This window comes from Paenisporosarcina sp. OV554 (assembly GCF_003058165.1).
Lineage (GTDB): Bacteria > Bacillota > Bacilli > Bacillales_A > Planococcaceae > Paenisporosarcina.
This window is the reverse complement of the sequence record NZ_QBUC01000007.1, coordinates 106,486-132,862: the sequence shown is the minus strand read 5'-3', so window position 1 is coordinate 132,862 and position 26,377 is coordinate 106,486. Positions and strand designations below refer to the sequence as shown.

Annotated in this window: 20 protein-coding genes; all 20 read right to left on the bottom strand. The window is 41.0% G+C overall.

Features of this window, described 5'->3' with window-relative positions; translation table 11 throughout:
• Nucleotides 1-41: 41 nt before the first annotated feature.
• Nucleotides 42-326 carry a 50S ribosomal protein L23 gene (gene rplW / locus C8K15_RS08585; RefSeq protein ID WP_017381518.1) on the bottom strand — a complete coding sequence of 95 codons (285 nt, stop codon included), beginning with the start codon at nt 324-326 and terminating at the stop codon, nt 42-44.
• A complete protein-coding gene (rplD, locus tag C8K15_RS08580) occupies nt 326-949 on the bottom strand; it encodes a 50S ribosomal protein L4 (RefSeq protein WP_108586008.1) in 624 nt (207 codons plus the stop codon). Before rplD ends, rplW begins: the two co-directional genes overlap by 1 nt.
• Before the next feature lie 26 nt (nt 950-975).
• The gene (rplC, locus tag C8K15_RS08575) at nt 976-1,605 is read right to left on the bottom strand and encodes a 50S ribosomal protein L3 (protein WP_024536504.1); all 630 of its coding nucleotides are present in this window, start codon (nt 1,603-1,605) and stop codon (nt 976-978) included.
• A 52-nt stretch (nt 1,606-1,657) separates the two neighbouring features.
• Nucleotides 1,658-1,966 carry a 30S ribosomal protein S10 gene (gene rpsJ / locus C8K15_RS08570; RefSeq protein ID WP_004233624.1) on the bottom strand — a complete coding sequence of 103 codons (309 nt, stop codon included), beginning with the start codon at nt 1,964-1,966 and terminating at the stop codon, nt 1,658-1,660.
• A 258-nt stretch (nt 1,967-2,224) separates the two neighbouring features.
• On the bottom strand, nt 2,225-3,541 hold the full coding sequence (locus C8K15_RS08565; RefSeq protein ID WP_108586007.1) for a Na+/H+ antiporter family protein: 1,317 nt from the start codon (nt 3,539-3,541) through the stop codon (nt 2,225-2,227).
• A gap of 747 nt (nt 3,542-4,288) precedes the next feature.
• Nucleotides 4,289-5,305, bottom strand: coding sequence for a threonine/serine dehydratase family protein (locus C8K15_RS08560; RefSeq protein ID WP_108586006.1), 1,017 nt, complete (start codon nt 5,303-5,305; stop codon nt 4,289-4,291).
• The gene (leuD, locus tag C8K15_RS08555; protein ID WP_108586005.1) at nt 5,306-5,896 is read right to left on the bottom strand and encodes a 3-isopropylmalate dehydratase small subunit; all 591 of its coding nucleotides are present in this window, start codon (nt 5,894-5,896) and stop codon (nt 5,306-5,308) included. It abuts the gene before it with no gap.
• A 26-nt stretch (nt 5,897-5,922) separates the two neighbouring features.
• Nucleotides 5,923-7,341, bottom strand: a complete 1,419-nt coding sequence (gene leuC, locus C8K15_RS08550) for a 3-isopropylmalate dehydratase large subunit (protein ID WP_108586004.1) — start codon at nt 7,339-7,341, stop codon at nt 5,923-5,925.
• 18 nt (nt 7,342-7,359) lie between these two features.
• On the bottom strand, nt 7,360-8,460 hold the full coding sequence (leuB, locus tag C8K15_RS08545) for a 3-isopropylmalate dehydrogenase (protein ID WP_108586003.1): 1,101 nt from the start codon (nt 8,458-8,460) through the stop codon (nt 7,360-7,362).
• 26 nt (nt 8,461-8,486) lie between these two features.
• Nucleotides 8,487-10,028 carry a 2-isopropylmalate synthase gene (locus tag C8K15_RS08540; protein WP_108586002.1) on the bottom strand — a complete coding sequence of 514 codons (1,542 nt, stop codon included), beginning with the start codon at nt 10,026-10,028 and terminating at the stop codon, nt 8,487-8,489.
• Nucleotides 10,015-11,046, bottom strand: a complete 1,032-nt coding sequence (ilvC, locus tag C8K15_RS08535; protein ID WP_108586001.1) for a ketol-acid reductoisomerase — start codon at nt 11,044-11,046, stop codon at nt 10,015-10,017. The genes C8K15_RS08540 and ilvC overlap by 14 nt, the downstream gene beginning before the upstream one ends.
• Nucleotides 11,047-11,071: 25 nt before the next feature.
• A complete protein-coding gene (gene ilvN / locus C8K15_RS08530) occupies nt 11,072-11,581 on the bottom strand; it encodes an acetolactate synthase small subunit (protein ID WP_108586000.1) in 510 nt (169 codons plus the stop codon).
• The gene (gene ilvB / locus C8K15_RS08525; protein WP_199224082.1) at nt 11,578-13,293 is read right to left on the bottom strand and encodes a biosynthetic-type acetolactate synthase large subunit; all 1,716 of its coding nucleotides are present in this window, start codon (nt 13,291-13,293) and stop codon (nt 11,578-11,580) included. Before ilvB ends, ilvN begins: the two co-directional genes overlap by 4 nt.
• 790 nt (nt 13,294-14,083) lie before the next feature.
• On the bottom strand, nt 14,084-15,271 hold the full coding sequence (tuf, locus tag C8K15_RS08520; RefSeq protein ID WP_108585998.1) for an elongation factor Tu: 1,188 nt from the start codon (nt 15,269-15,271) through the stop codon (nt 14,084-14,086).
• A 121-nt stretch (nt 15,272-15,392) separates the two neighbouring features.
• Nucleotides 15,393-17,468 (bottom strand): elongation factor G, encoded by a 2,076-nt coding sequence (gene fusA / locus C8K15_RS08515; protein ID WP_108585997.1) that lies wholly within the window; start codon nt 17,466-17,468, stop codon nt 15,393-15,395.
• A 51-nt stretch (nt 17,469-17,519) separates the two neighbouring features.
• Entirely contained in the window at nt 17,520-17,990 is a 471-nt protein-coding gene (gene rpsG / locus C8K15_RS08510; protein WP_108585996.1) for a 30S ribosomal protein S7, read from the bottom strand.
• A 52-nt stretch (nt 17,991-18,042) separates the two neighbouring features.
• The gene (gene rpsL / locus C8K15_RS08505) at nt 18,043-18,465 is read right to left on the bottom strand and encodes a 30S ribosomal protein S12 (protein WP_024536499.1); all 423 of its coding nucleotides are present in this window, start codon (nt 18,463-18,465) and stop codon (nt 18,043-18,045) included.
• 99 nt (nt 18,466-18,564) lie between these two features.
• Nucleotides 18,565-18,813 carry a ribosomal L7Ae/L30e/S12e/Gadd45 family protein gene (locus C8K15_RS08500; protein WP_108585995.1) on the bottom strand — a complete coding sequence of 83 codons (249 nt, stop codon included), beginning with the start codon at nt 18,811-18,813 and terminating at the stop codon, nt 18,565-18,567.
• 202 nt (nt 18,814-19,015) lie between these two features.
• Entirely contained in the window at nt 19,016-22,618 is a 3,603-nt protein-coding gene (gene rpoC / locus C8K15_RS08495; RefSeq protein ID WP_108585994.1) for a DNA-directed RNA polymerase subunit beta', read from the bottom strand.
• A 149-nt stretch (nt 22,619-22,767) separates the two neighbouring features.
• Nucleotides 22,768-26,319 (bottom strand): DNA-directed RNA polymerase subunit beta, encoded by a 3,552-nt coding sequence (gene rpoB, locus C8K15_RS08490; RefSeq protein ID WP_108585993.1) that lies wholly within the window; start codon nt 26,317-26,319, stop codon nt 22,768-22,770.
• Nucleotides 26,320-26,377: the final 58 nt, after the last annotated feature.

Sequence of the window (26,377 nt, the reverse complement as noted above, 5' to 3'; positions counted from 1 at the left end):
ATTCCCTCCTTCTTGTTAGTTCAATTTGAATCCTGTATGGATTAAACCTCGAATAATTCGATGTCTTTACTTTCTGCAGTTAATTTAACAATAGCTTTACGGCGCTTGTTAGTATATCCACCAAATTTACCAACGCGTTTGAATTTACCTTTGTAGTTCATGATGTTAACTTTCTCAACATCTACTCCAAAGATTTCTTCGATTGCGTGTTTAACTTGAGTTTTGTTGGCGCGAGTGTCCACTAAGAAAGTGTACTTTTTCTCTTCCATTACTTCAGAAGAACGCTCGGTAATGACCGGACGTTTAATAATATCACGTGCTTCCATTATCCTAGCACCTCCTCGATTTTCTCTACTGCAGCTTTTGTCACAACAATTTTGTCATGTCCAAGCAAGTCAAGAACATTAATGCCTGTTGCTGATACTACTGATACTCCTGGGATGTTACGAGCAGATTTTGCTACGTTTTCATCAAGTTCAGCTGTAACGAACAAAGCTTTTTTCTCGATTGAAAGGTCTTTCAACACTTTCAAGAAATCTTTTGTTTTTGGTGCATCGAACATTAAGCTTTCAAGAACGATGAAGTTCTGTTCCAACACTTTCGCAGAAAGAGCTGAACGAAGAGCTAAACGACGAACTTTTTTCGGTAGTTTGTAGCTGTAGCTACGTGGAACTGGACCGAAAACAACACCACCACCACGCCATTGTGGAGAGCGAATCGAACCTTGACGAGCACGACCTGTTCCTTTTTGTTTCCATGGCTTACGACCACCACCAGCAACTTCAGAACGGTTTTTAACTTTATGATTACCTTGACGAAGTGAAGCGCGTTGAGCGATTACTGCATCAAATAATACATTATTGTTTGGAGCGATTCCGAAAACCGCATCGTTTAATTCGATTTCACCAACAGATGAACCTGTTTGGTTAAGTAAAGATACCTTTGGCATTCCTGTTTCCTCCTTTCTCTATTTAATTAGTTAGCTTTTATAGCAGTTTTTACTACTACTAATGCTTTACGAGAACCAGGAACATTACCTTTAACAAGTAGCAAGTTACGATCAGCATCAACTTTAACGATTTCTAAGTTTTGGATCGTCACCATAGTACCACCCATTTGACCAGGTAATTTCTTTTGTTTGAACACGCGGTTCGGAGCAACTGGCCCCATTGAACCTGGACGACGGTGGTAACGAGATCCGTGGGCCATTGGTCCACGAGATTGGTTGTGGCGTTTAATAACACCTTGGAAACCTTTACCTTTTGTAACGCCTGAAACGTCTACAATATCGCCTTCTGTGAAACTTTCAACCTTGACCTCTTGACCAACTTCGTACTCAGCTATATTCAAGCCGCGGAATTCACGGATGAAGCGCTTAGGAGTAGTGCTTGCTTTTGCTACATGTCCTTTTGCTGGTTTGTTAGAAAGCTTTTCGCGCTTATCTTCAAAACCTAATTGGATTGATTCGTAGCCATCTGTTTCAACTGATTTCTTTTGAAGCACTATGTTTGGAGAAGCTTCAATTACAGTTACAGGGATTAAGTCACCGTTCTCAGCAAATACTTGCGTCATACCGATTTTTCTACCTAAGATTCCTTTGGTCATTTGTCACACCTCCTACAATAATTGTTTGTTTAATTCTATTTGTCGTTTACCATTAAAGTTTGATTTCAATGTCAACGCCAGATGGTAAGTCAAGCTTCATTAACGCATCAACAGTTTGTGGTGTTGGGTTAACGATATCGATCAGACGTTTATGCGTACGCATTTCGAATTGTTCACGAGAATCTTTGTACTTGTGAACCGCACGAAGAATTGTGTACACAGACTTCTCAGTTGGAAGTGGAATCGGACCTGATACACTTGCACCTGAACGTTTCGCAGTTTCCACAATTTTTTCAGCAGACTGATCAAGAATTCGGTGATCATACGCTTTCAAACGGATACGAATTTTTTGTTTTGCCATAATTTTCCCTCCTTTTCGCCTATTTACTAGACATTCTCAACGAAAATTTTCCAACATCCCGCCATGGCAAAGCGGCCGGGTGTGTCGGTAACCTCTCGCATCATCGCAGTCAGATAAAGACCAACTTCAATATTATACATAAATAAAAAGAATAACGCAAGTGGTTTGACGAAATTCTTTCTAATGCTTTCTTATTGTATGATGGATCCTATTTTCTTTCAATAGCTTGATGAATTGTCCGAACATTAAGTTCTTACTTTATAACACCATGACAGCAATCCAACCGAATACTAGTAACGGAATATTGTAATGAATGAACGTTGGAACACACGTATCCCAGATGTGATTGTGTTGACCATCTACGTTTAATCCGGCAGTCGGACCAAGCGTACTGTCTGAAGCTGGCGAGCCTGCATCACCCAGTGCACCTGCAGTTCCTATTAAAGAAATGATTGCTAACGTACTAAATTCAAACTCAATAGCTAACGGAACGAATATCGCGGCGATAATTGGAATCGTTGCAAATGAAGATCCGATTCCCATTGTAATAAGTAAACCAATCAAAAGCATAAGCATTGCAGCTAACGCTTTGTTCCCTTCTAATAAAGAAGATGAACTTGCAACTAGCAATTCAATATCTCCTGTCGCTTGAATCACGGAAGCAAAACCATTTGCTGTAATCATTACAAAACCTATGAACGCCATCAAACGCATTCCATCTGTTAATAGAATATCTGCTTCTTTCCATTTAAGAGCTCCTGTTACATATAACGTTAAGATTCCAGCGAGTGCACCCATAATCATCGACTCTGTTTGAATCTGAACAACCAGTGCAGCAATTAGTGAGAGAACAGTAAAGAAAATGAGTTTTTTATTAACGTTGGTTAAGGCTGTTTCTTCTATTTTAATATCTTGCGTATACTCTCTTGGTTTTCTATAAGAAATGAAGATAGCAATTAAAAGACCTATAACAAGACCGGCTGTCGGAATCAACATCGCAAAAGGAATATCCTTCATATCGATTGCGAGGCCAGCAGCTTCCATTTGTATAGCAACAATTTCGTGGAAGATGAAACCAAAGCCATATGGTAATAATATATATGGAGCCGTCAAACCAAATGTTAACACCGAGGCGATGAGACGACGATCTAGTCTAAGTAAATTCATCACATGAATGATTGGTGGAACGAGTAAGGGAATGAAGGCAATATGAATCGGAATTAAATTTTGAGAAAATACAGCCATGAGCAATAACGCTAAAATGATGAGCGTTTTTGCCAATCCAGTTTTTTCAGTGTCCCCATCCTTTTTAATCATTTTAAGAATGCTTGCCACGAGAAGTTCTGGAATTCCGGTTTTTGAAATCGCAACTGCGAATCCTCCAAGTAAAGCATAACTCAAGGCGATTGAAGCTCCGCCTCCTAACCCCTCTGTAAAAGTCGTGATGGTATTAGTCAATGACAGACCACCAACTAGCCCACCTGAGATCGCTCCTATAAGTAAAGCAAATACTACGTTAACACGCAGTAAGCTTAATACCAACATTACTGCAACTGCAAATATTACAGCGTTCATATATATCAAACTCCTTTAGTTTGCTAATGCGTTAAAGTGCACAACTTAAATTAACAAATCGCTAAAACGTTGTCAATAGTAAGTCATTGGTTTGACTGAAGCTCGAAAAGTCTGAATATAACGAGGGCATTCTGCTGAAGCGAAGCACCTCTGACTGACGATTTGTTTCCTACGTGCTGTTTTGTCGTTTCTATTCGCAAATCTATAAAAATACAATGAACGGCATTCCAAAATTCCATTCTTTCTTATTCTAAGAACAAAGGGGATCATTCTGCGGTGGGTCGCGTTCTTCGCTCGCTAGGTATCTAGACGCTCAAAAGATTTAAAATTTTGGTTTACTAGAGAAGCGTCGCTAACTTTCTAGAGATATTTGCAGAAGATGATATTTCGACCTCTTTCTTCTTAATTTATTTTCGAGACTACGACTCTGGAAGTGGCACTTAATTTAATGGAATTATAAACGGTAGCAGATAATAATTACTTTTATGCAAAAAGGTTTCCAGTCTGCTTCGGACGCATCCAGAGCGACGAAAGCAACTGAGCCGCAAGATTACTGTAATAGTAAGTGGTGGATGTGACATCGTCATATCCACCACTTAACTTCTTCATTAGGCAAAGGTGCAGCCTGATGCTTTCCCAAGCTCCCCGGAAACCTGAGGAAAAGTGATTGCACTTTAGTAGACCTAAATGATAAATTTCTTTATTCAATAAGAAAACCCTTCGCACAACAGCGAAGGGTTTCAACTATTAAAATGAACTTGCTACAACTATACCTGTTGCAGTTTTAAGACACTCATCTAATTTGCCAATATCGTAATTGCCTCCACTTACAATAACCCCTGTACTAGACGAGGTACTTGGGAGGCGATGATGAAGAGCGACAGCCACTGCAGCTGCCCCAGCGCCTTCAACTAACATTTTTTCGCGTTCTAGCATAAAGAGGATAGATGAAGCAATTTCCTCTTCAGTTACTGTAATCACGTCATCAACATAAGCTTGAATAATTTTTGTCGTCAGCTTGCCTGGTACTCTTACATTAATGCCTTCTGCCATGGTCGGTGAAAACGCATTTGAAACAAAGTTGGTGTCTCGGAAACTCGCTGCAATGGGGGAAGTTACTTGAGCCTGAACTCCAATGACACGCACTGACGGACGGATTAATTTAACCGCAAGTGCCGTCCCCGCAAGCAAGCCACCCCCTCCTGTTGGAACAATGATGGTATCGAGGTCTGGACATTGTTGGAGCATTTCCATTGCTACCGTTGCTTGACCTTCAATAATTGCCAAGTCATCAAAAGGATGAACGAATGTTGCTCCAGTTAGAAGTTGGTGTTTCTTTGAAGCTGAATAGGCTTCATCAAAATTATTTCCAACAAGTCGAACGTCCGCCCCATATTGTCGTGTAGCCATTACCTTTGCTTGTGGTGTCGTTTCAGGCATAAAGATAATTACCGGTATTCCTTTTTCTCTACACGCGAGAGCCACACCTTGCGCGTGATTTCCCGCTGAAGCAGCAATAATCCCTTTTGCGTTTTCCTCATCGGATAATTGACTAATTTTATTGAATGCGCCACGGACTTTGAAAGAACCTGTTTTCTGTAGATTTTCAAGTTTCAAATAAACTTTACTGCCACTGATGCTATTCAATGTGCTTGATTGTTTACACGGTGTGCGGTGGACAATAGTTGCTAGTTTTTCAAAAGCGTTGTATATTCCTTCGGTTCCATAGTAATCCCCAATAATCCCATCTCCTTTAAAAGTCATTTACAGTAGATGTGTCTTTTGCTCATACTCCGCGATGTATGCATCATACTGGAACGTTAATGCAATTTCATCCCATCCATTTAAAAGCATCTCTTTCCAGTAGGGATCGATTGCAAATTCATAGACGATGCCAGCTTGTCCTTCAACAGTCTGCTCTTGCAAGTTTATGACCACCTTATATTCCTGAGCTTTCCCTTTGCGAATAAGTTCATCCACTTGGAATCCCTGCAGTCGAATCGGCAGAATGCCATTCTTCACACAATTATTATAAAAAATATCTGCAAAGCTTGGTGCAATAACTACATTAAATCCGTAATCTTGGATTGCCCAGGGCGCATGCTCGCGTGAGGAGCCGCAACCGAAATTCTCTTGAACCACTAAGATCTCTGACCCTCTATACCGTGAATCATTAAGCACAAAATCTTCTACTAGTTTTCCGTCCGAAGAGAAGCGCCAATGATGAAATAAATACTTGCCAAAACCTGTACGCTCAATGCGTTTCAAAAATTCCTTTGAAATGATTTGATCTGTGTCTACATTTTTCCGATCAAGCGGTGTTATGACGCTTACAATTTTATTAATCGGCTTCACTTGTATACCCCCCTCGCTCGTTAAGTTCATGATGTTGACACTACTTCACGTATATACGTTCGAATGTCTGTGAAATGACCTTCTATGGCAGCAGCTGCCGCCATGACTGGACTAACAAGATGTGTCATCGATCCCGCTCCTTGGCGTCCTTCAAAGTTTCTGTTGGAAGTTGAAGCGCAGCGTTCACCTGCTGGAACCGCATCATCATTCATCGCTAGACACATACTGCAACCCGTTTCACGCCATTCAAATCCAGCTTCAAGGAATATTTTATCCAAGCCTTCCTCTTCCGCTGCTCGTTTTACAGATGCGGAACCTGGAACGACGATAGCTGTTACAGAAGGATGCACTTTTTTACCTTCTACGACCTTACTTGCTGCCTGTAAGTCTCCTAACCTTGCATTGGTACAAGAACCGATAAAGACATGTTGAATAGCTATTGAAGACATCGGCGTACCTTCTTCAAGATTCATATATGCAAGTGCTTGATGCAACGCTTCACGATCTGCCTGGCTTTCGAAATCAGCTGCATAAGGTACATGTCCTGCAATGCCAGTACCCATCGAAGGATTAGTACCCCATGTGACGAATGGAGATATTTCATCACAATGAATGCTCAACGATACATCGTATGTTGCTGCCGAATCGCTTGCAAGTGATAACCAATACGCTGCTTCTTTATCAAAATCAGCGCCTTGTGGAACATGTCTTCGTCCTCTTAAGTACTCCACTGTTTTTTCATCCGGACTAATTAACCCTGCGCGAGCCCCTGCTTCAATAGACATATTACAAATTGTCATTCGTTGTTCCATCGTTAAGTTGCGGATGGCTTCACCTGTGTACTCTATAATGTGACCTGTTCCCATATCAATACCGAACTTAGCAATAATCGCCAAAATGACATCCTTAGCCGTTACACCGAAACCAAGTTGTCCATTGATGCGTATCTCCATTGTTTTGGGTTTAGATTGCCAAAGGGTTTGAGTCGAAAGCACATGCTCCACTTCACTTGTCCCGATACCAAATGCTAATGCACCAAATGCTCCGTGAGTGGAGGTATGGCTGTCCCCACAAACGATGGTTTTACCTGGCTGGGTCAACCCGAGCTCAGGTCCGATGACATGAACAATCCCTTGATCTGGATGATTGATTCCAGCAAGCGGCACACCGAACTCTTCGCAATTCTCCTGTAGGGTTTTAATCTGTATTAGGGAAATCGGATCCTTTATGGTTTCACGGTTTCTCGTTGGTACGTTATGATCCATAGTCGCAAAGCATAAATCTGGTCGTCGAACCTTCCGATTATTAAGACGCAAACCTTCAAATGCTTGGGGAGAAGTAACTTCGTGCAATAAATGAAGATCTATATATAGGAGATCCGGCTTTCCCTGTTCTTCGTAAACAATATGTTGTTCCCATATCTTTTCAATAATCGTTTTTTGCATAAGTTTCTCCTCCATTAACTAGACATATGAGTACATAATGTGTTCAGATACAAACTCTCTTTCAAGTTCTTCAATGACTTTCGTGACGAAAGTTTCAGTGGAGACGACGCGTTTTCCTTCTGTAAACAAGTCACCCGTGCAATAGCCATCTCTTAATACGCTTAATACAGCTTCTTCGATCACCAATGCTTCCGATTGAAGACCGAAAGAATGTTTCAACATCATCGCTGCAGACAAAATAGCTCCAGAAGGATTCGCTTTGTTGTGTCCAACAATGTCAGGTGCAGAACCGTGAACTGGCTCGTACATCCCAAAGCCATCGGAACGGATACTAGCAGAAGGCAACATGCCGAGAGATCCCGTGATTACGGATGCTTCATCACTCAAAATATCACCGAACAGGTTTTCAGTAACGATCACATCAAATGTACGAGGATTGGTAATCAGCTTCATGGCTGCAGAATCAACAAGCATATGCTCCACTTCGATATCAGGATAGGCTTTCTTACGTTCTTCTACAACTTCACGCCATAACTTGCTCGTCTCAAGAACATTGGCTTTATCGATAGAAGTTACTTTGCCTCTCCGTGTGCGAGCAATTTCAAACGCTTGATTGACTACGCGCTCTATTTCTTCCCTTGTATAGACTAGGGTATCAACTCCAGACTTATCAGAGTGTCGTTTTGGTTCACCGAAATACAAGCCGCTCGTCAATTCCCTTACAATCACCATGTCTACATCTTTGGCTACATCATCTTTTAAGGGTGATGAGCTTAAAAGTGAAGGGATAGCTTTTACTGGACGGATATTCGCGAACAAATCAAAATGCTTTCGGATGTTCAAAAGCCCTCTTTCTGGCCGTAAGTGAGAAGGTTGTTGGTCCCATTTAGCCCCTCCAACTGCACCTAGTAGGATCGCATCGCTGGCTTCACAAACATCCAGGGTTTCCTGAGGCAGCGGATTTCTATACTTATCTACCGCTTCACCACCGATTGCCGCGTGCTTAAAATGGAAAGTATGACCATAACGCATTCCAATGGTTTGCAGCACCTTAACTGCCGCTTTTGTAACTTCTGGTCCGATCCCGTCTCCAGGCAATACTGCTATCGTTTTTTCCATTGTAAATTCCTCCTGTTCCTATTTTTTCACCCAACCACTAATTCTACTTTTTGTCCTACTTTCACTAGCTGGCGATTTACTGCGTTTAGATAGGCTTTTGCCGTCGCTTCCAATACATCTTGTGCTACATCACGACCTGTAACCGTCTCTCCGTTATAACTTAAGTTGATAACCGCTTCGCCTAATGCATCGCGACCTTTACCAACTGATGTTACTCGGTAATCCAAAATATGAACTTTACCTTTTACGATGCGTTCCAATGTGTTGAATATCGCTTCAACTGAACCTGCTCCAATTGCGGCTTCAGCAATTAATTCACCAGTAGGTTGATAAGCAGATACGGTCGCTGTAGGAATATTCTCCGTGCTGTACTGCACTTGCACACTTGCCAATTCATAGACAGGTGTATTCTTTTCGTTAATTTGCTGATCTGTTAGTAAGATGAATAAATCGTCTTGCACAATTTCTTTTTTGCTATCTGCCAGCTTTTTAAATTCGGCAAATGCTTTATTCAATTTCTCATCACTCAGTTCAAAGCCCATTTTAATGGCACGGTCTTTGAAAGCATGTCTACCGGAATGTTTACCAAGCACCAACTCTGTACTTGCATCTCCAATCAATGCCGGAGTAATAATTTCATAAGTTAATGGATTCTTTAGCATACCGTCTTGATGAATACCAGATTCATGAGCGAAAGCATTTTTCCCGACAATCGCTTTGTTCGACTGAATAAAACTACCAGTCAATTGACTGACCAACTGGCTTGTGCGCTTAATCTCATGAAGATTCACAGTGGTGTTAATGCCATATAAGTGTTTGCGGATATGTAAAGCGACGACAATTTCTTCCAATGCTACGTTCCCCGCACGTTCTCCAATGCCATTGATTGTTCCTTCAACTTGATTTGCACCATTTTCGATGGCTGCCAGTGTATTAGCTGTAGCCATTCCCAGATCGTCATGACAATGAGCAGACAACTTAACTTTCTCGATACCCTGTACATTTTCTTTCATATATTTGAACATCGCACCATACTCACTTGGTGTCGCATAGCCCACCGTATCTGGTAGATTAATCGTTGTCGCACCCGCTTGAATCACTTTTTGAATAATATGAGCTAAAAATTCCGGATCAGAACGGGAAGCATCTTCTGCTGACCACTGGACAAGAGGAAAAAACTTTCGAGCATATTTGACTGAATCAACTGCAATTTCTACCACTTGCTCCGGTGTTTTCAACAGTTTGTGTTCCATATGGATCGGTGAAGTAGCCAAGAAAATATGGATATGGGGCTGCTCCGCTCCCTTTAACGCTTCCCAAGCTCTATCTATATCACTTTTAACTGACCGTGCAAGTCCTGTCACGATTGAATTTTTCACAGTGCCAGCAATTCGCTGCACCGCATCGAAATCACCGGCTGAAGCGGCAGGAAATCCAGCCTCGATAATCGTTGCACCAAACCGTTCGAGCTGACGAGCGATTTCAATTTTCTCAGCAGTATTTAAATTAATACCAGCCGACTGTTCTCCATCCCTTAGCGTCGTATCAAAAATTTCAATTTCTCGCACTTGCGACCACCTCTTTTACTTTTGGCTTCCCTTCGTTAATAAAAGGCATCATCGAGCGAAGTTCACGTCCCACAATTTCAATTTGATGTGTTTCTTCCGCTTTTTCAATTGCGCTAAATTCAGGGCGGTTCAATTGATTTTCAAGCAACCATCCTTTTGCAAATTTTCCAGTTTGAATGTCGCTGAGAATATCTTTCATGCGGGCTTTAGTACCGTCATCAACAATTCGTGGTCCTGAAACAAAGTCTCCCCACTGAGCTGTATCTGAAATGGATGAACGCATTCCTGACATGCCACCTTCATACATCAAATCTACAATTAATTTTAATTCGTGCATGCATTCAAAGTAAGCAAGTTCCGGTTGGTATCCTGCTTCCACAAGCGTTTCAAAACCTGCCTTCACAAGAGCAGTTAATCCGCCGCACAGTACTGCTTGTTCTCCGAATAAATCGGTTTCTGTTTCTTCTTTAAACGTCGTTTCCAGTACTCCAGCACGAGTGCTACCAATTCCTTTTGCATAAGCAAGTGCTACTTCTTGAGCTTGACCCGAAACATCTTGATGAATCGCGATTAGGGCGGGGACTCCGGCTCCAGCTTCAAATGTTCGACGAACTAGATGGCCCGGTCCTTTCGGTGCTACTAAAAATACATCCACATTTTCAGGGGCCACAATCTGGTTGAAATGAACGTTAAAACCATGAGCAAAAACTAGTGATTTACCAGCAGTAAGTCCTGGTTTGATATCATCGTTGTAGACTTGTGTCTGACGCTCATCTGGAACGAGCATCATGATGACATCCGCCACCTTCGCCGCTTCCGCTGCCGATGTAACATGCAAACCGTCCGCTTTTGCTTGATCAAAAGATTTTCCAGGTCGTACGCCTACTACCACATCAAATCCTGAATCATTTAGATTTTGTGCATGTGCATGTCCTTGAGATCCATAACCGATGATTGCGATTGTTTGACCTTTCAATACCTGTTCGTTTACGTCTTGGTTATAATACATTTTTGCCATTTAAATTCCCCCTTGGTTTTTTAATTTAAATTGATAGTTTTTCTGTATTTGATTTTTGCGTCTCCCGAACAAATGCTGAAACACCTGAACTAGTTAGTTCCTTAATGCCATATGGTTTCATTAAATCAATGAACGCTTCAATTTTTTCTGGGTGGCCAATCACTTGAAATGTGGTAATATTTTTGCTCATATCCACTACTGTCGCTCGAAATGGTTCAACAATACTGTAAATTTCATTTCTGACGGATGGTGGAGTGACTACTTTGACGAGTGCCAATTCCCTCATGACAATCGCTCTGTCTGTTATATCATTAACTTTGATCACATCAATTTGTTTCTGCAGCTGTTTCAGAAGCTGTTCAAGTTTCCCTTCATCTTCAACATTGACTACAAACGTCATTTTTGACATTCCCGCCTGTTCAGTGTGACCAACTGAAATACTTTCAATATTGAACTGCCTTTTCATTAAAAGGCCTGTAACGCGGTTCATTACGCCACTTTGATTGATTACCGTAGCTGTTATTATCCGTTTCACTCGCCACTCACTCCAATCATCTCATTCAGCCCTCTCCCTGGTGCGACCATTGGATAGACGTTTTCCATTTGCACCACCCGGCAATCAATTAGCGCAGGTTCATTGGAATTAAAGGCTTCCGTAAACACTGCTTCTGCTTCTTCCATTGTTTCAACTTTGTAGCCTTGAATATCATAAGCCTGTGCCAGTTTCACAAAGTCTGGTTGAACATGTATTAGCGACTGTGAATAACGTTCTTCGTAGAATGTTTCCTGCCACTGTCTCACCATGCCAAGACATCGATTGTTTAAAATGACGATTTTCACTGGAAGACGTAATTCCTGCAACAGGGATAATTCCTGCAAGGTCATTTGAAATCCTGCGTCTCCTACGATAGAGATTACTTTAGAATTCGGCTTCGCAAGTTGTGCCCCAATTGCAGCAGGGAAGCCAAAGCCCATCGTTCCTAACCCTCCTGAAGTTACCCAATTATGTGGATGATTAAATGAATAATATTGGGCCGCCCACATTTGATGCTGGCCAACGTCTGTCGTGACAATTGCATCACCTTTAGTTAATCGGTGGATCAATTCAATTGCTTGCTGAGGAAGAATTCCCCGTTGCTTATCCGCTTTATAGAAAAGTGGATATTTCTCTGTGTTATCTGATAAACCTTCCAGCCATTTTCCTGTATCTGGACCTGCAAATGTTTGATTTAACGCCTGCAATGCGTCCTTAGCGTCTGCCACAATCGGAATCGCAGTCGGTACATTCTTTCCGATTTCAGCAGGATCGATGTCAATATGAATCACTACTGCATTTGGTGCAAAATGAGCAAGATTGCCAGTCAAACGATCATCGAAACGAGCGCCGATGTTTATTAGTACATCACATTCACAGATTGCTGTATTTGCTGTATAGGTTCCATGCATTCCTGCCATTCCGAGAAACAATTTGTGACTGCCCTCTATGCTTCCTAGCCCTAGTAATGTATTAACCACGGGAATCTGATAGCGTTCCACAAATTCCTTTAATTCTTCTGTAGCTTTAGCGGTAAGGATACCTGCACCCGCAAGAATAAGTGGTTTTTTTGCTCGAGATAATACCTGAATTGCTTTTTGAATTTGAAGATAGTTTGGACTCCTAGTTGGTTGGTAACCAGGCAAATATACTTCCTCATCCCCCACTCCGCTTGTTTTGAATACCTCTGCTGAAATATCTTTCGGTATATCTATCACGACAGGTCCTGGACGTCCCGTGGAAGCAATATAAAATGCCTCCTTGATGATTCGTGGCAAGTTTTGTATATCCTTAACCTGATAATTATGTTTTGTAATGGGTTGCGTAATGCCTACAATGTCCGCTTCCTGGAAAGCATCCGTTCCAATTACTGAAGATGCAACCTGACCTGTAATGATCACCAGTGGAAGTGAATCGAGCATCGCATCAGCAATTCCTGTCACCAAGTTTGTTGCGCCTGGTCCCGATGTAGCAATCACAACCCCTGTTTTTCCGGAGACTCGCGCATAACCTTCAGCGGCATGTATCGCACCTTGCTCATGTCTTGCAAGTACATGACGGATAGGATTTTTATGAAGGGCATCATAAATCGGTAGCACAGCTCCTCCTGGATAACCAAAAATCAAATCAACACCTTGTTGTTTTAAAGACTGAATCAAGACATCAGCACCTCTCAATTGCTGTTCCTGTTGGGCTACATCTGTTACCTTCATGGTTACTTTCAATCCTTCCGCCTCCTTTTTGTAACTTTTGTGAAATAAAAAAGCTTTTCCATCCCTACACAAAGAAACATGTTCTTTGTATAGGGATGAAAAAGCTTCATGGTACCACCCTATTTCACTGCGTATCCGCAGCCTCATGGACAAGCAATGCTTATCCGTTGATAACGATAATCTTTTGGTGCAGATTACCGGGAAAGCCTAAACGGTATATACCTTTCAGCATTCCACTCAGAGGGGATGTCGCAAATGGGTGTATTACCGGCTTCCACCTGTACCGGTTCTCTGTGAATACAAATTCCATTTACTTTAACCTCGTCAATGATTTAAATATATGTCCCTAGTTTCTATCAAAACAAATATTTTCCAAGGAAATTTATCTTCCTGCTATTGTATTGCTGAATTTCTGAAATATTCCATCGAGTATTATTCATCAATTTTCTTCTTATTAGGTCTTTACTAAAAGTAAATTGTTGCTATCGTATCGTCTATTCGATACCTTGTCAATCGACCTTTTCTTGTTTATCAGTCTATTTAGAATATTCCTAATTTATGTATCCGTTTACATTGTTATTAGAATAACGTTCTTAAGATATAGAACTATTTTAAAATTTATTTTCAAAATAGTTGAAACATGCAAAAATAGAGTAGATTATTTTTCTGTAACGTATCGTAATTGCCTCCAAAATATTTTTTTAGATAATCTCAATCTAAGAAATTTAGTTAAATAGAAAACAAAAAAAGACCTTGCCAGCGTCCCGGCAAGGTCTTTAGAAATTATTGATTATTTAGTGATAGTCGCAACTACACCAGCACCAACAGTACGTCCACCCTCACGGATAGAGAACTTAGTACCTTCTTCAAGCGCGATTGGAGCGATAAGAGCAACAGTCATTTCGATGTTGTCTCCAGGCATAACCATTTCAACGCCTTCAGGTAAGTTACAGATACCAGTTACGTCAGTTGTACGGAAGTAGAACTGAGGACGGTAGTTAGTGAAGAATGGAGTATGACGTCCACCTTCTTCTTTTGATAAAACATAAACTTCTGCTTTGAATTCAGTATGTGGAGTAATTGTACCTGGTTTAGCCAATACTTGTCCACGTTGGATATCTTCACGAGATACTCCACGAAGAAGAGCACCGATGTTGTCACCAGCTTCTGCATAGTCAAGAAGTTTACGGAACATTTCAACGCCAGTTACTGTAGTTGATTTCGGCTCTTCAACTATACCGATGATATCAACAGAGTCTCCAACTTTAACTTGTCCACGCTCAACACGACCAGTTGCAACTGTACCACGACCTGTGATTGAGAATACATCCTCAACAGGCATCATGAATGGTTTGTCAGTTTGACGTTCTGGAGTTGGGATATAAGAGTCAACAGCGTCCATTAATTCAACGATTTTCTCTTCCCATTTTTCTTCGCCTTCTAATGCTTTAAGAGCTGAACCTTTGATTACTGGAATGTCGTCGCCAGGGAAATCATAATCAGAAAGAAGATCACGAACTTCCATTTCTACTAATTCAAGTAATTCTTCGTCGTCTACCATGTCACATTTGTTCATGAAGACTACTAAGTAAGGAACACCAACTTGACGTGAAAGAAGGATGTGCTCACGAGTTTGTGGCATTGGGCCGTCAGCAGCAGATACTACTAAGATTCCGCCGTCCATTTGTGCAGCACCAGTGATCATGTTCTTAACATAATCGGCATGTCCTGGGCAGTCAACGTGTGCATAGTGACGAGAAGCAGTTTCATATTCAACGTGAGAAGTGTTGATTGTGATTCCGCGCTCTTTTTCTTCAGGAGCATTATCGATTTGTGCGTAGCTCATTGCAGTACCACCAGAGCGTTTTGCAAGAACTGTTGCGATTGCAGCTGTTAAAGTTGTTTTACCATGGTCAACGTGACCAATTGTACCAATATTCGCATGTGTTTTAGAACGATCAAATTTAGCTTTTGCCATTATAGAAGTCCTCCTCAAATTTAAATGTTTAGTTTTTAGTATGAATAATGATGGTCTAGATCCACCATCATTCATACCTCACAAATTTAGTTATACAAGATTAAAAATCAAACTTCAATAATTAACCTTTATTTTTTTTGATAATTTCTTCAGAAATTGATTTTGGTACTTCTTCATAGTGATCAAAGTGCATTGAGAACACACCGCGACCTTGCGTGTTAGAACGCAATGAAGTTGCGTAACCAAACATTTGAGCAAGAGGAACCATTGAACGTACTACTTGCGCGTTTCCACGAGCGTCCATACCTTCAACACGTCCTCGACGTGATGTAATGTCACCCATGATATCGCCAAGGTATTCCTCAGGGATAACTACTTCTACGCGCATGATAGGCTCTAGAAGTACTGGGCTACATTTTGATACTGCGTTTTTAAGTGCCATTGAAGCAGCAATTTTAAACGCCATCTCATTCGAGTCAACATCATGGTAAGATCCGTCGAATAGACGAGCCTTGATGTCAATAAGTGGGTAACCAGCAATTACACCATTGTTTAAAGAGTCACGAAGACCTGCTTCAACAGCTGGGATGTATTCACGTGGTACAACACCACCGACGATTCCGTTTTCGAATTCAAAGCCTTTTCCTTCTTCGTTTGGAGAGAATTCAATCCAAACGTGTCCGAATTGACCACGACCACCAGATTGGCGAACGAACTTACCTTCAACTGAAGCTGATCCACGGAATGTTTCACGGTAAGAAACTTGTGGCGCGCCCACGTTAGCTTCAACCTTGAATTCACGACGCATACGATCAACGATAATATCTAAGTGAAGTTCACCCATACCAGCGATGATAACTTGTCCAGTTTCTACGTCAGTATGAGCGCGGAAAGTTGGATCTTCCTCTTGAAGTTTTTGTAAAGCTTGACCCATTTTATCTTGGTCAGCTTTTGACTTCGGCTCTACAGATAACGAGATAACTGGTTCTGGGAATACCATAGACTCAAGGATAACAAGATGTTTCTCGTCACACAATGTGTCTCCAGTAGTTGTATCTTTAAGACCAACTGCTGCAGCAATGTCACCAGAGTAAACTTGACCAATTTCTTCACGAGAGTTAGCGTGCATTTGTAGGATACGACCTACGCGTTCACGTTTACCTTTAGTTGAGTTCTGTACGTAAGAACCTGAAGAAAGAACACCAGAGTATACGCGGAAGAACGTTAATTTACCAACGTAAGGGTCCGTCATAACTTTGAATGCTAATGCAGAGAAAGGCTCTGAATCGTCTGGTTTACGTAAAACTTCTTCGTCAGAATCCGGAAGAGTACCCATCATTGGCGGTACATCTGTCGGTGCTGGAAGATAGTCGATTACAGCATCAAGCATTAATTGAACACCTTTGTTTTTGAAAGCAGTACCACAAACTACAGGGAAGAATTCAACATTTAGCGTTCCTTTACGGATAGCAGCTTTCAATTCTTCCTTCGTGATTTCTTCGCCACCAAGGTATTTTTCCATTAGTGCTTCATCAAGTTCAGCAATTCCTTCAACTAACTTTTCACGCCATTCGTTTGCAAGTTCGATATGTGATTCAGGAATTTCTTTCACTTGGATGTCTGTTCCTTCATCGTTACCATAATAAATTGCATTCATTTCGACTAAGTCGATAATAGCTTCAAAATCGTCTTCAGCACCAATTGCTAATTGAATCGGATGTGCATTTGCTTGTAAACGATCGTGGATTGTTCCTACAGAATATAGGAAGTCAGCCCCGATTTTGTCCATTTTGTTTACGAAAACAATACGTGGTACGCCGTAAGTTGTAGCTTGGCGCCATACTGTTTCAGTTTGTGGTTCAACGCCAGACTGTGCATCAAGAACCGCTACAGCACCATCAAGTACACGAAGTGAACGTTCAACTTCAACAGTGAAATCTACGTGTCCTGGTGTATCGATAATGTTTACGCGGTGGCCTTTCCAAGCAGCTGTTGTTGCAGCAGAAGTGATCGTGATTCCACGCTCTTGCTCTTGCTCCATCCAGTCCATTTGTGATGCACCTTCATGCGTTTCACCAATTTTGTGGATACGACCTGTGTAATAAAGAATACGCTCAGTAGTTGTTGTTTTACCAGCATCAATATGAGCCATGATACCAATGTTACGTGTATTCTCTAAGGAGAATTCTCTAGCCATTTTGTATTTCTCCTTCCATCTCAAATTAGAATGATTAGTGGATGAAAAATCCTACCAGCGGTAATGAGCAAACGCTTTGTTAGCTTCCGCCATTTTGTGCATATCTTCACGTTTCTTCACAGAAGCACCTGTGTTGTTAGAAGCGTCAAGAATTTCATTAGCTAAACGCTCTTCCATTGTTTTCTCCCCACGAAGACGAGAATAGTTCACTAAGTAGCGAAGACCTAATGTAGAACGACGTTCTGGACGAACTTCGATTGGCACCTGATAGTTAGAACCACCAACACGGCGAGCTTTAACTTCAAGTACTGGCATAATGTTTGCAAGAGCAGCTTCAAATACTTCTAAAGAATCTTTACCTGAACGTTCTTGAACAAGTTCAAAAGCTCCATAAAGAATTTTTTGAGAAGTACCTCTTTTACCATCCACCATTAATTTGTTGACTAAACGAGTTACTAATTTTGAATTGTATATTGGATCTGGTAACACGTCACGTTTGGAAACAGGACCTTTACGAGGCATGTGTTTTCCTCCTTTCGAAAAAATCTATGATTTTATTTTGTGTTAACTTTTATTAGCTTTTTTTAACTTTAGGGCGTTTAGTTCCGTATAATGAACGGCTTTGCATACGGCCAGTAACACCAGCTGTATCAAGAGCACCACGTACGATATGGTAACGTACACCCGCTAAATCTTTTACTCGTCCTCCACGGATTAGAACAACACTGTGTTCTTGAAGGTTATGACCTTCACCCGGGATGTACGCAGTAACCTCTAATAGGTTAGTTAAACGTACACGCGCGTATTTACGAAGCGCTGAGTTTGGCTTTCTTGGTGTCATTGTACCAACACGTGTACAAACCCCACGTTTTTGCGGTGAATTAACGTTTGTTAACGTTTTTTTAGAGCTGTTATACCCTTTATTCAAAGCAGGTGAGTTTGATTTTACAGTCTTGGATTTACGAGGCTTACGTACCAATTGGTTAATTGTAGGCATCGATTATTCCTCCCTTCTTCTGATCGTTGTAATACCACACATCCAGGTGGTTCATTTTTGGGTAAAAAACAAAGTCTTTGTGTTCATACACAAAAACTGTTACACAGTAATTGCAACAACTGCTGCACCTACTTGAAGTCCGCAGGCTTTACCAAGTTCTATTCTAGACTCAACATAGTCAATCTTCACACCGTTTTCTTGTGCTGTCTGAATAGCTGATTGGGTGATTCGACTGTCTGCATCTCGAGCCACTAAAATTTCTGTTACATGGCCACCATGGATTGCTTTTACTGTTTGCTTAGTACCGATGACGGTTTTCTTCGCCTGATTAACTTTTTCATAAGACATTTTGCATATCCTCCAAAGACCCAGACCTTCAACTATCAACCTTAAACATGGTATCATTCATAATTTTATCTGTCAACCAGTTTTTTGTTGAAAAGTAGTTAGACCGACTCCGACATTAGAACAATGAATGTTCGATCTGGTCTGTGAAGCTAGAAATAAATACCGGGGGGTTATGTATTAACCCCACCGGATTGTTATTAATTTATTCAGCGCTCACTGCTACTTCAGTTTCATTTTTATTTACATCAACTATCTTGATTTGACGGTAACGTTGCATACCAGTACCCGCTGGAACGAGTTTACCAATAATAACATTTTCTTTCAAGCCAAGTAATTCATCACGTTTCCCTTTAATTGCCGCGTCTGTTAATACACGCGTAGTTTCTTGGAATGACGCTGCTGATAAGAACGATTCTGTTTCAAGTGAAGCTTTTGTAATACCGAGAATAACTGGGCGACATGTTGCAGGAATTTTTCCGCTTAACACTGCATCTTTATTCGCTTCTGCAAATTGGTGAATGTCGAGTAATGAACCAGGTAATAGTTCAGTTTCACCAGCCTCGATTACACGCACTTTGCGGAGCATTTGGCGAACCATTACTTCGATATGTTTGTCACCAATTTCTACACCCTGCATACGGTATACTTTTTGAACTTCTTTTAGCAAGTAAACTTGTACTGTAGAAACATCTTTAACTTTTAACAATTCTTTTGGATCGATTGAACCTTCTGTTAATACTTCACCACGTTTAATTTGGTCATCTAATTGAACTTTCAAGCGACCATTATACGGAGAAAGATATTTACGTGTTTCAACGTCACCTTGAACTGTGATTTCTTTTTGACCTTCACGAATTTCTTCAATTGCAGAGATAACCCCTGTAATTTCAGAAATAACCGCTTGACCTTTAGGGTTACGAGATTCGAAAATCTCTTGGATACGTGGAAGACCTTGAGTAATATCGTCTCCAGCAACACCGCCCGTATGGAACGTACGCATTGTTAACTGAGTACCTGGTTCACCGATTGATTGGGCAGCAATAATACCAACTGCTTCACCAACTTCAACGTCTTCTCCAGTTGCTAAGTTAGTACCGTAACATTTTTTACATACGCCATGTTTCGTGTTACATGTAAATGCCGAACGGATTGTAAGTTCTTCAATTCCAGCATCTAAAATAACGCGAGCTACGTCTTCTGTAATTAAACCATCTTTATCCAAAATAACTTTTTTCGTTTCTGGATGGTAAATTGTTTTACGTGTATGACGACCAACAATACGCTCGTCAAAGCCTTCAATTACTTCTGTGCCATCCATTAATGCGCCAATCAATAAGCCACGGTCCGTTCCGCATTCATCTTCACGAACAATAACGTCTTGAGCAACGTCTACTAAACGACGTGTTAGGTAACCTGAATCGGCTGTTTTAAGTGCTGTATCCGCAAGACCTTTACGAGCACCATGCGTCGAGATGAAGTATTCAAGAACCGTTAAACCTTCACGGAATGATGATTTAATAGGTAGTTCGATAATACGACCGGCTGGATTGGCCATTAAACCACGCATACCTGCAAGTTGAGTAAAGTTGGATGCGTTACCACGCGCTCCAGAGTCACTCATCATGAAGATTGGGTTTAAATTGTCTAAAGATTTCATTAGTTTTTCTTGAATAACATCTTTAGCTGCACTCCAATAAGAAATAACACGATCATAACGTTCTTCTTCTGTAATCAAACCACGACGGAATTGCTTCAGAACTTTATCTACTTTATCTTGAGCTTCTTCTAATACTTCACCTTTGTCTGGTAGTACCACGATATCGGAAATACCGATTGTAATACCGGCTCTAGTCGAGTATTTGAAACCAAGGTTTTTCATACGGTCAAGCATTCTAGACGTTTCAGTAATATGGAAACGTTTAAATACTTCAGCAATGATGTTTCCAAGAATTTTCTTCTTGAACGGTGATACGAGTTCCTCTTCGGCGATATGCTTGCGAACATCTGTCGTTGTAGGAACAAAATATTTAGACGGCGTTTCAACTTGAAGGTTGAAGTCCGTAGGTTCATTAATGTACGGGAAAGTTTCAGGTAAAATTTCATTGAAAATCACTTTACCTACAGTTGTTAATAACAACATTTTGTTTTGTTCTTCAGAGAATGTTTGGTTTTTCAATGAACCTGCTGCAATTGCAATACGTGTATGCAAATGTGCATGTCCATTTTGGTATGCAAGCAATACTTCATTTGGTCCGTAGAATGTAGAACCTTCTCCTGTTGCACCTTTACGCTCAAGTGTTAAGTAATAGTTACCTAAAACCATATCTTGAGATGGTGTAACAACTGGTTTTCCATCTTTCGGATTCAAAATGTTTTGTGCAGCTAACATTAGCAAACGAGCTTCTGCTTGCGCTTCTGCTGATAAAGGAACGTGAACTGCCATTTGGTCACCATCGAAGTCAGCGTTGTAAGCTGTACATACCAGTGGGTGAAGACGAATCGCACGGCCTTCTACTAATGTAGGTTCGAAAGCTTGAATACCTAATCGGTGAAGAGTAGGTGCGCGGTTTAATAAAACCGGATGCTCCTTAATTACGTCTTCCAATACATCCCAAACTTCAGAATGCATACGTTCGATTTTACGTTTTGCACTCTTAATGTTGTGAGCTAAGCCACGTTCAACAAGTTCTTTCATAACAAATGGTTTGAATAATTCAATTGCCATTTCTTTTGGAAGTCCACATTGATACATTTTCAAGTTTGGACCTACAACGATAACCGAACGACCAGAGTAGTCAACACGTTTACCTAGTAAGTTTTGACGGAAACGACCTTGTTTCCCTTTTAACATATGTGAAAGTGATTTCAATGGACGGTTACCCGGTCCAGTAACTGGACGGCCACGACGACCATTATCAATCAATGCATCAACAGCTTCTTGTAACATACGTTTTTCGTTTTGAACAATGATACCTGGCGCGCCAAGATCAAGTAAACGTTTTAAACGGTTATTACGGTTGATAACACGACGATACAAATCATTTAAATCAGATGTAGCAAAACGACCGCCATCTAATTGCACCATTGGACGTATTTCTGGCGGTATTACTGGAAGGACATCTAAAATCATCCAATCAGGTTTGTTACCAGAGTTACGGAATGATTCAACAACTTCTAATCGTTTAATTGCACGCGTACGTCGTTGACCTGCTGCAGTTTTAAGTTCTTCTTTCAACATTTCAGTTTCTTTCTCAAGATCTAAATCTTGAAGAAGACGCTTAATTGCTTCAGCACCCATTGCAGCATAGAATTTCTTGCCATATTTTTCACGGTATGCACGATATTCTTTCTCAGACAATAGTTGCTTGCGTTCAAGCGGTGTATTTGCAGGATCTACAACTACATAAGAAGCAAAGTAAATTACTTCTTCTAATGAACGAGGAGACATATCAAGAATAAGTCCCATACGACTTGGAATTCCTTTGAAATACCAAATATGTGATACAGGAGCCGCTAATTCAATGTGACCCATGCGCTCACGACGTACTTTTGAACGTGTAACTTCAACGCCACAACGATCACATACAACGCCTTTATAACGAACACGCTTATACTTACCACAATGACATTCCCAGTCTTTTGTTGGACCGAAAATACGTTCACAGAACAAACCATCTTTTTCAGGTTTTAGTGTGCGGTAGTTAATCGTTTCAGGCTTCTTCACTTCACCATATGACCAAGAACGAATCTTGTCAGGAGATGCTAAACCAATCTTCATGTACTCAAAATTATTAACGTCTATCAAGGAGCCTACCTCCCTTAGTCTGGGTCTTTTAAAGACTTTATCCACTTAGCTCAGGCGGATAACTTTTATGAAAATGGAAATGCGGGCAGGTATGAAGGCCTGCCCTTATTTCTCAAAACGTTTTATATATAAACCGTATCAGTCAACCTTTATTCGGCTGAACCTACCGGCACTCCGTCCGTTGTTGGCATGATATTTAGTGCATCAGTTGGGTGAAGATCGTCTTCTTCATCCAAATCACGCAGTTCAATTTCTTCGTCGTCGATAGTTAACATCTTAACGTCCATACCTAAACTTTGAAGTTCTTTAATTAATACTTTAAATGATTCTGGTACACCTGGTTGTGGTACGCTCTCGCCTTTAACAATAGCTTCGTATGTTTTCACACGACCCACTACGTCATCGGATTTCACTGTCAAGATTTCTTGAAGTGTATAAGCAGCACCATATGCCTCAAGTGCCCAAACCTCCATCTCACCGAAACGTTGTCCACCGAATTGTGCTTTACCACCAAGCGGTTGTTGCGTAACAAGAGAGTAAGGTCCAGTTGAACGTGCATGCAATTTATCATCAACCATGTGGGCTAACTTAATCATATACATAACACCGACAGATACACGGTTATCAAATGGTTCACCAGAGCGTCCGTCATACAATGTTGTTTTACCATCACGGTTCATACCAGATTCTTCCATAGTGTCCCAAACATCTGCTTCATTGGCACCATCAAATACTGGTGAAGCCATATGAATACCAAGTTTACGAGAAGCCATACCTAAGTGTAGCTCTAATACTTGACCGATGTTCATACGAGATGGAACGCCTAGAGGGTTAAGCATGATATCTACTGGAGTACCATCCGGCATGAATGGCATATCTTCTTCTGGAAGAATACGCGAGATAACACCTTTGTTACCATGACGTCCAGCCATTTTATCTCCAACAGAAATTTTACGTTTTTGAACGATATATGCACGAACGAGTTGATTCACACCAGGTGGAAGCTCGTCGCCATCTTCACGATTGAACACTTTAACGTCCAAGATAATTCCGCCTGCACCATGAGGTACACGAAGAGATGTATCACGAACTTCACGTGCTTTTTCACCAAAGATTGCATGTAATAATCGTTCTTCAGCCGTTAACTCAGTAACCCCTTTAGGTGTTACTTTACCTACTAAGATATCGCCATCGCGAACTTCCGCACCAACTCGGATGATTCCACGGTCGTCTAAGTTACGAAGCGCTTCTTCTCCTACGTTTGGAATATCACGTGTGATTTCTTCAGGTCCGAGTTTCGTATCACGAGATTCCGACTCATATTCTTCAATATGCACAGAAGTGTACACATCGTCTTTTACAAGACGTTCACTCATGATTACAGCATCTTCATAGTTATAACCATCCCACGTCATAAACGCCACTAGTACATTACGTCCAAGTGCCATTTCTCCACGTTCCATCGATGGTCCATCCGCAAGAATATCAAGTGGATTTACACGATCGCCAACTTTTACGATTGGACGTTGGTTATAACTCGTCCCTTGATTAGAACGAATGAATTTTTGTAATTTATATTTTGTTAAATCGCCTTTAACTTCTTTGCCATCGATTTCTTCAATACGACGAACTCGAATTTCTCTCGCTTCTACATGCTCAACGATACCAGTGAATTTAGCAATTACGGCAGCTCCAGAATCACGCGCGTTCACATGTTCCATACCTGTCCCTACAAAAGGAGCTTCAGGGTTTAATAATGGAACTGCTTGACGTTGCATGTTCGCACCCATCAGGGCACGGTTGGAGTCATCGTTTTCTAAGAACGGGATACACGCTGTTGCTGCAGAAACTACTTGTTTCGGTGAAACGTCCATATAATCAATTGAACTACGTTTGAATACCGTGTTATCTCCACGGAAACGACCAACAACTTCTTCATCAGTAAATTGTCCATCGTCATTTAGACGTGCATTAGCTTGAGCTACTACATAGTTGTCTTCTTCATCAGCAGTTAAATAATCGATACGAGATGTTACTAAACCTGACTCAGGATCAACTCGACGATAAGGTGTTTCGATGAAACCGAATTTGTTCACTTTCGCAAAACTAGAAAGTGAGTTAATTAGTCCAATGTTCGGACCCTCAGGCGTTTCAATCGGACACATACGACCATAGTGAGAGTAATGAACGTCACGTACTTCAAACCCTGCACGTTCACGCGTTAAACCACCGGGCCCTAATGCCGATAGACGACGTTTGTGAGTCAATTCAGCAAGCGGATTCGTTTGATCCATGAATTGAGACAACTGAGAACTACCAAAGAACTCTTTAATTGAAGCAATAACCGGACGGATATTAATCAATTGTTGTGGCACGATTGATTGTGTGTCATTGATAGACATACGCTCACGTACAACACGTTCCATACGAGAAAGACCGATACGGAATTGATTTTGCAACAATTCTCCTACTGAACGTAAACGACGGTTACCTAGATGATCAATGTCATCCGTGTTTCCAACGTTGTAAAGCAGGCCGAAGAAATAACTAATAGAAGAAATAATGTCAGCTGGTGTGATGTTTTTAATCGCATCTTCAATATAAGCATTGCTGATTACATTGATTTCTTGTTGCGCTTCATTGTTTGGAGCATAAATTTTGATTGATTGTAACGTGATATCGCCTTCTAATACGCCACCGACTTGAGAAATTGTTTGGAATCCGATTCCATTCTCTAGATGTGGAATTAAACGGTCAAGTAAACGACGGTCAATCAATGCACCTTGTTCTGCTAAAATCTCACCAGTTTCTGGGTCAACAAGCGTTTCAGCCACTGTTTGATTAAACAAACGGTTTTTGATGTGCAGTTTTTTGTTCATTTTGTAACGACCTACATTCGCTAAGTCATAGCGTTTTGGGTCGAAGAAACGTGAATACAACAGACTTTTCGCACTTTCAACTGTTGGCGGTTCGCCTGGACGAAGACGCTCATAAATTTCAAGCAACGCTTTGTCTGTGCTTTCCGTATTATCTTTTTCTAGCGTATTACGAAGATATTCATTATCGCCAATAAGATCGATAATTTCTTGATCAGAACCGAAACCAAGGGCACGTAAAAGAACCGTTACTGGCAATTTACGTGTGCGGTCGATACGACAATAGACTACGTCTTTCGCATCAATTTCATATTCTAACCATGCTCCACGGTTCGGAATAACTGTTGCGCCAAAACCTTTTTTACCATTTTTATCTGTCTTGTCATGGAAGTAAACACTTGGTGAACGAACTAACTGAGATACGATTACGCGCTCAGCACCGTTAATAACGAATGTACCTGTTTCTGTCATCAATGGGAAATCACCCATGAAGACATCTTGCTCTTTTACTTCATCTGACTCTTTGTTATGCAGACGTACTTTTACGCGAAGTGGTGCCGCATAAGTTACATCCCGTTCTTTGGATTCATCGACTGGATACTTAGGCTCGCCTAATGCATAATCGATGAATTCAAGTGAAAGATTACCTGTGAAATCAGCTATTGGAGAAATGTCTCGGAACATTTCACGCAAACCTTCTTCCAGGAACCATTCATAAGATGCTGTTTGAATTTCTATTAAATTCGGAAGCTCTAGCACCTCTTTAATACGCGCAAAACTTCTACGCTCGCGGTGTTGTCCATACTGAACTAGTTGACCTGCCAACTCATTCACCCCTCAATAAAGCAATATTAGGACTTTTCGGAACACCATATTTAGTGTA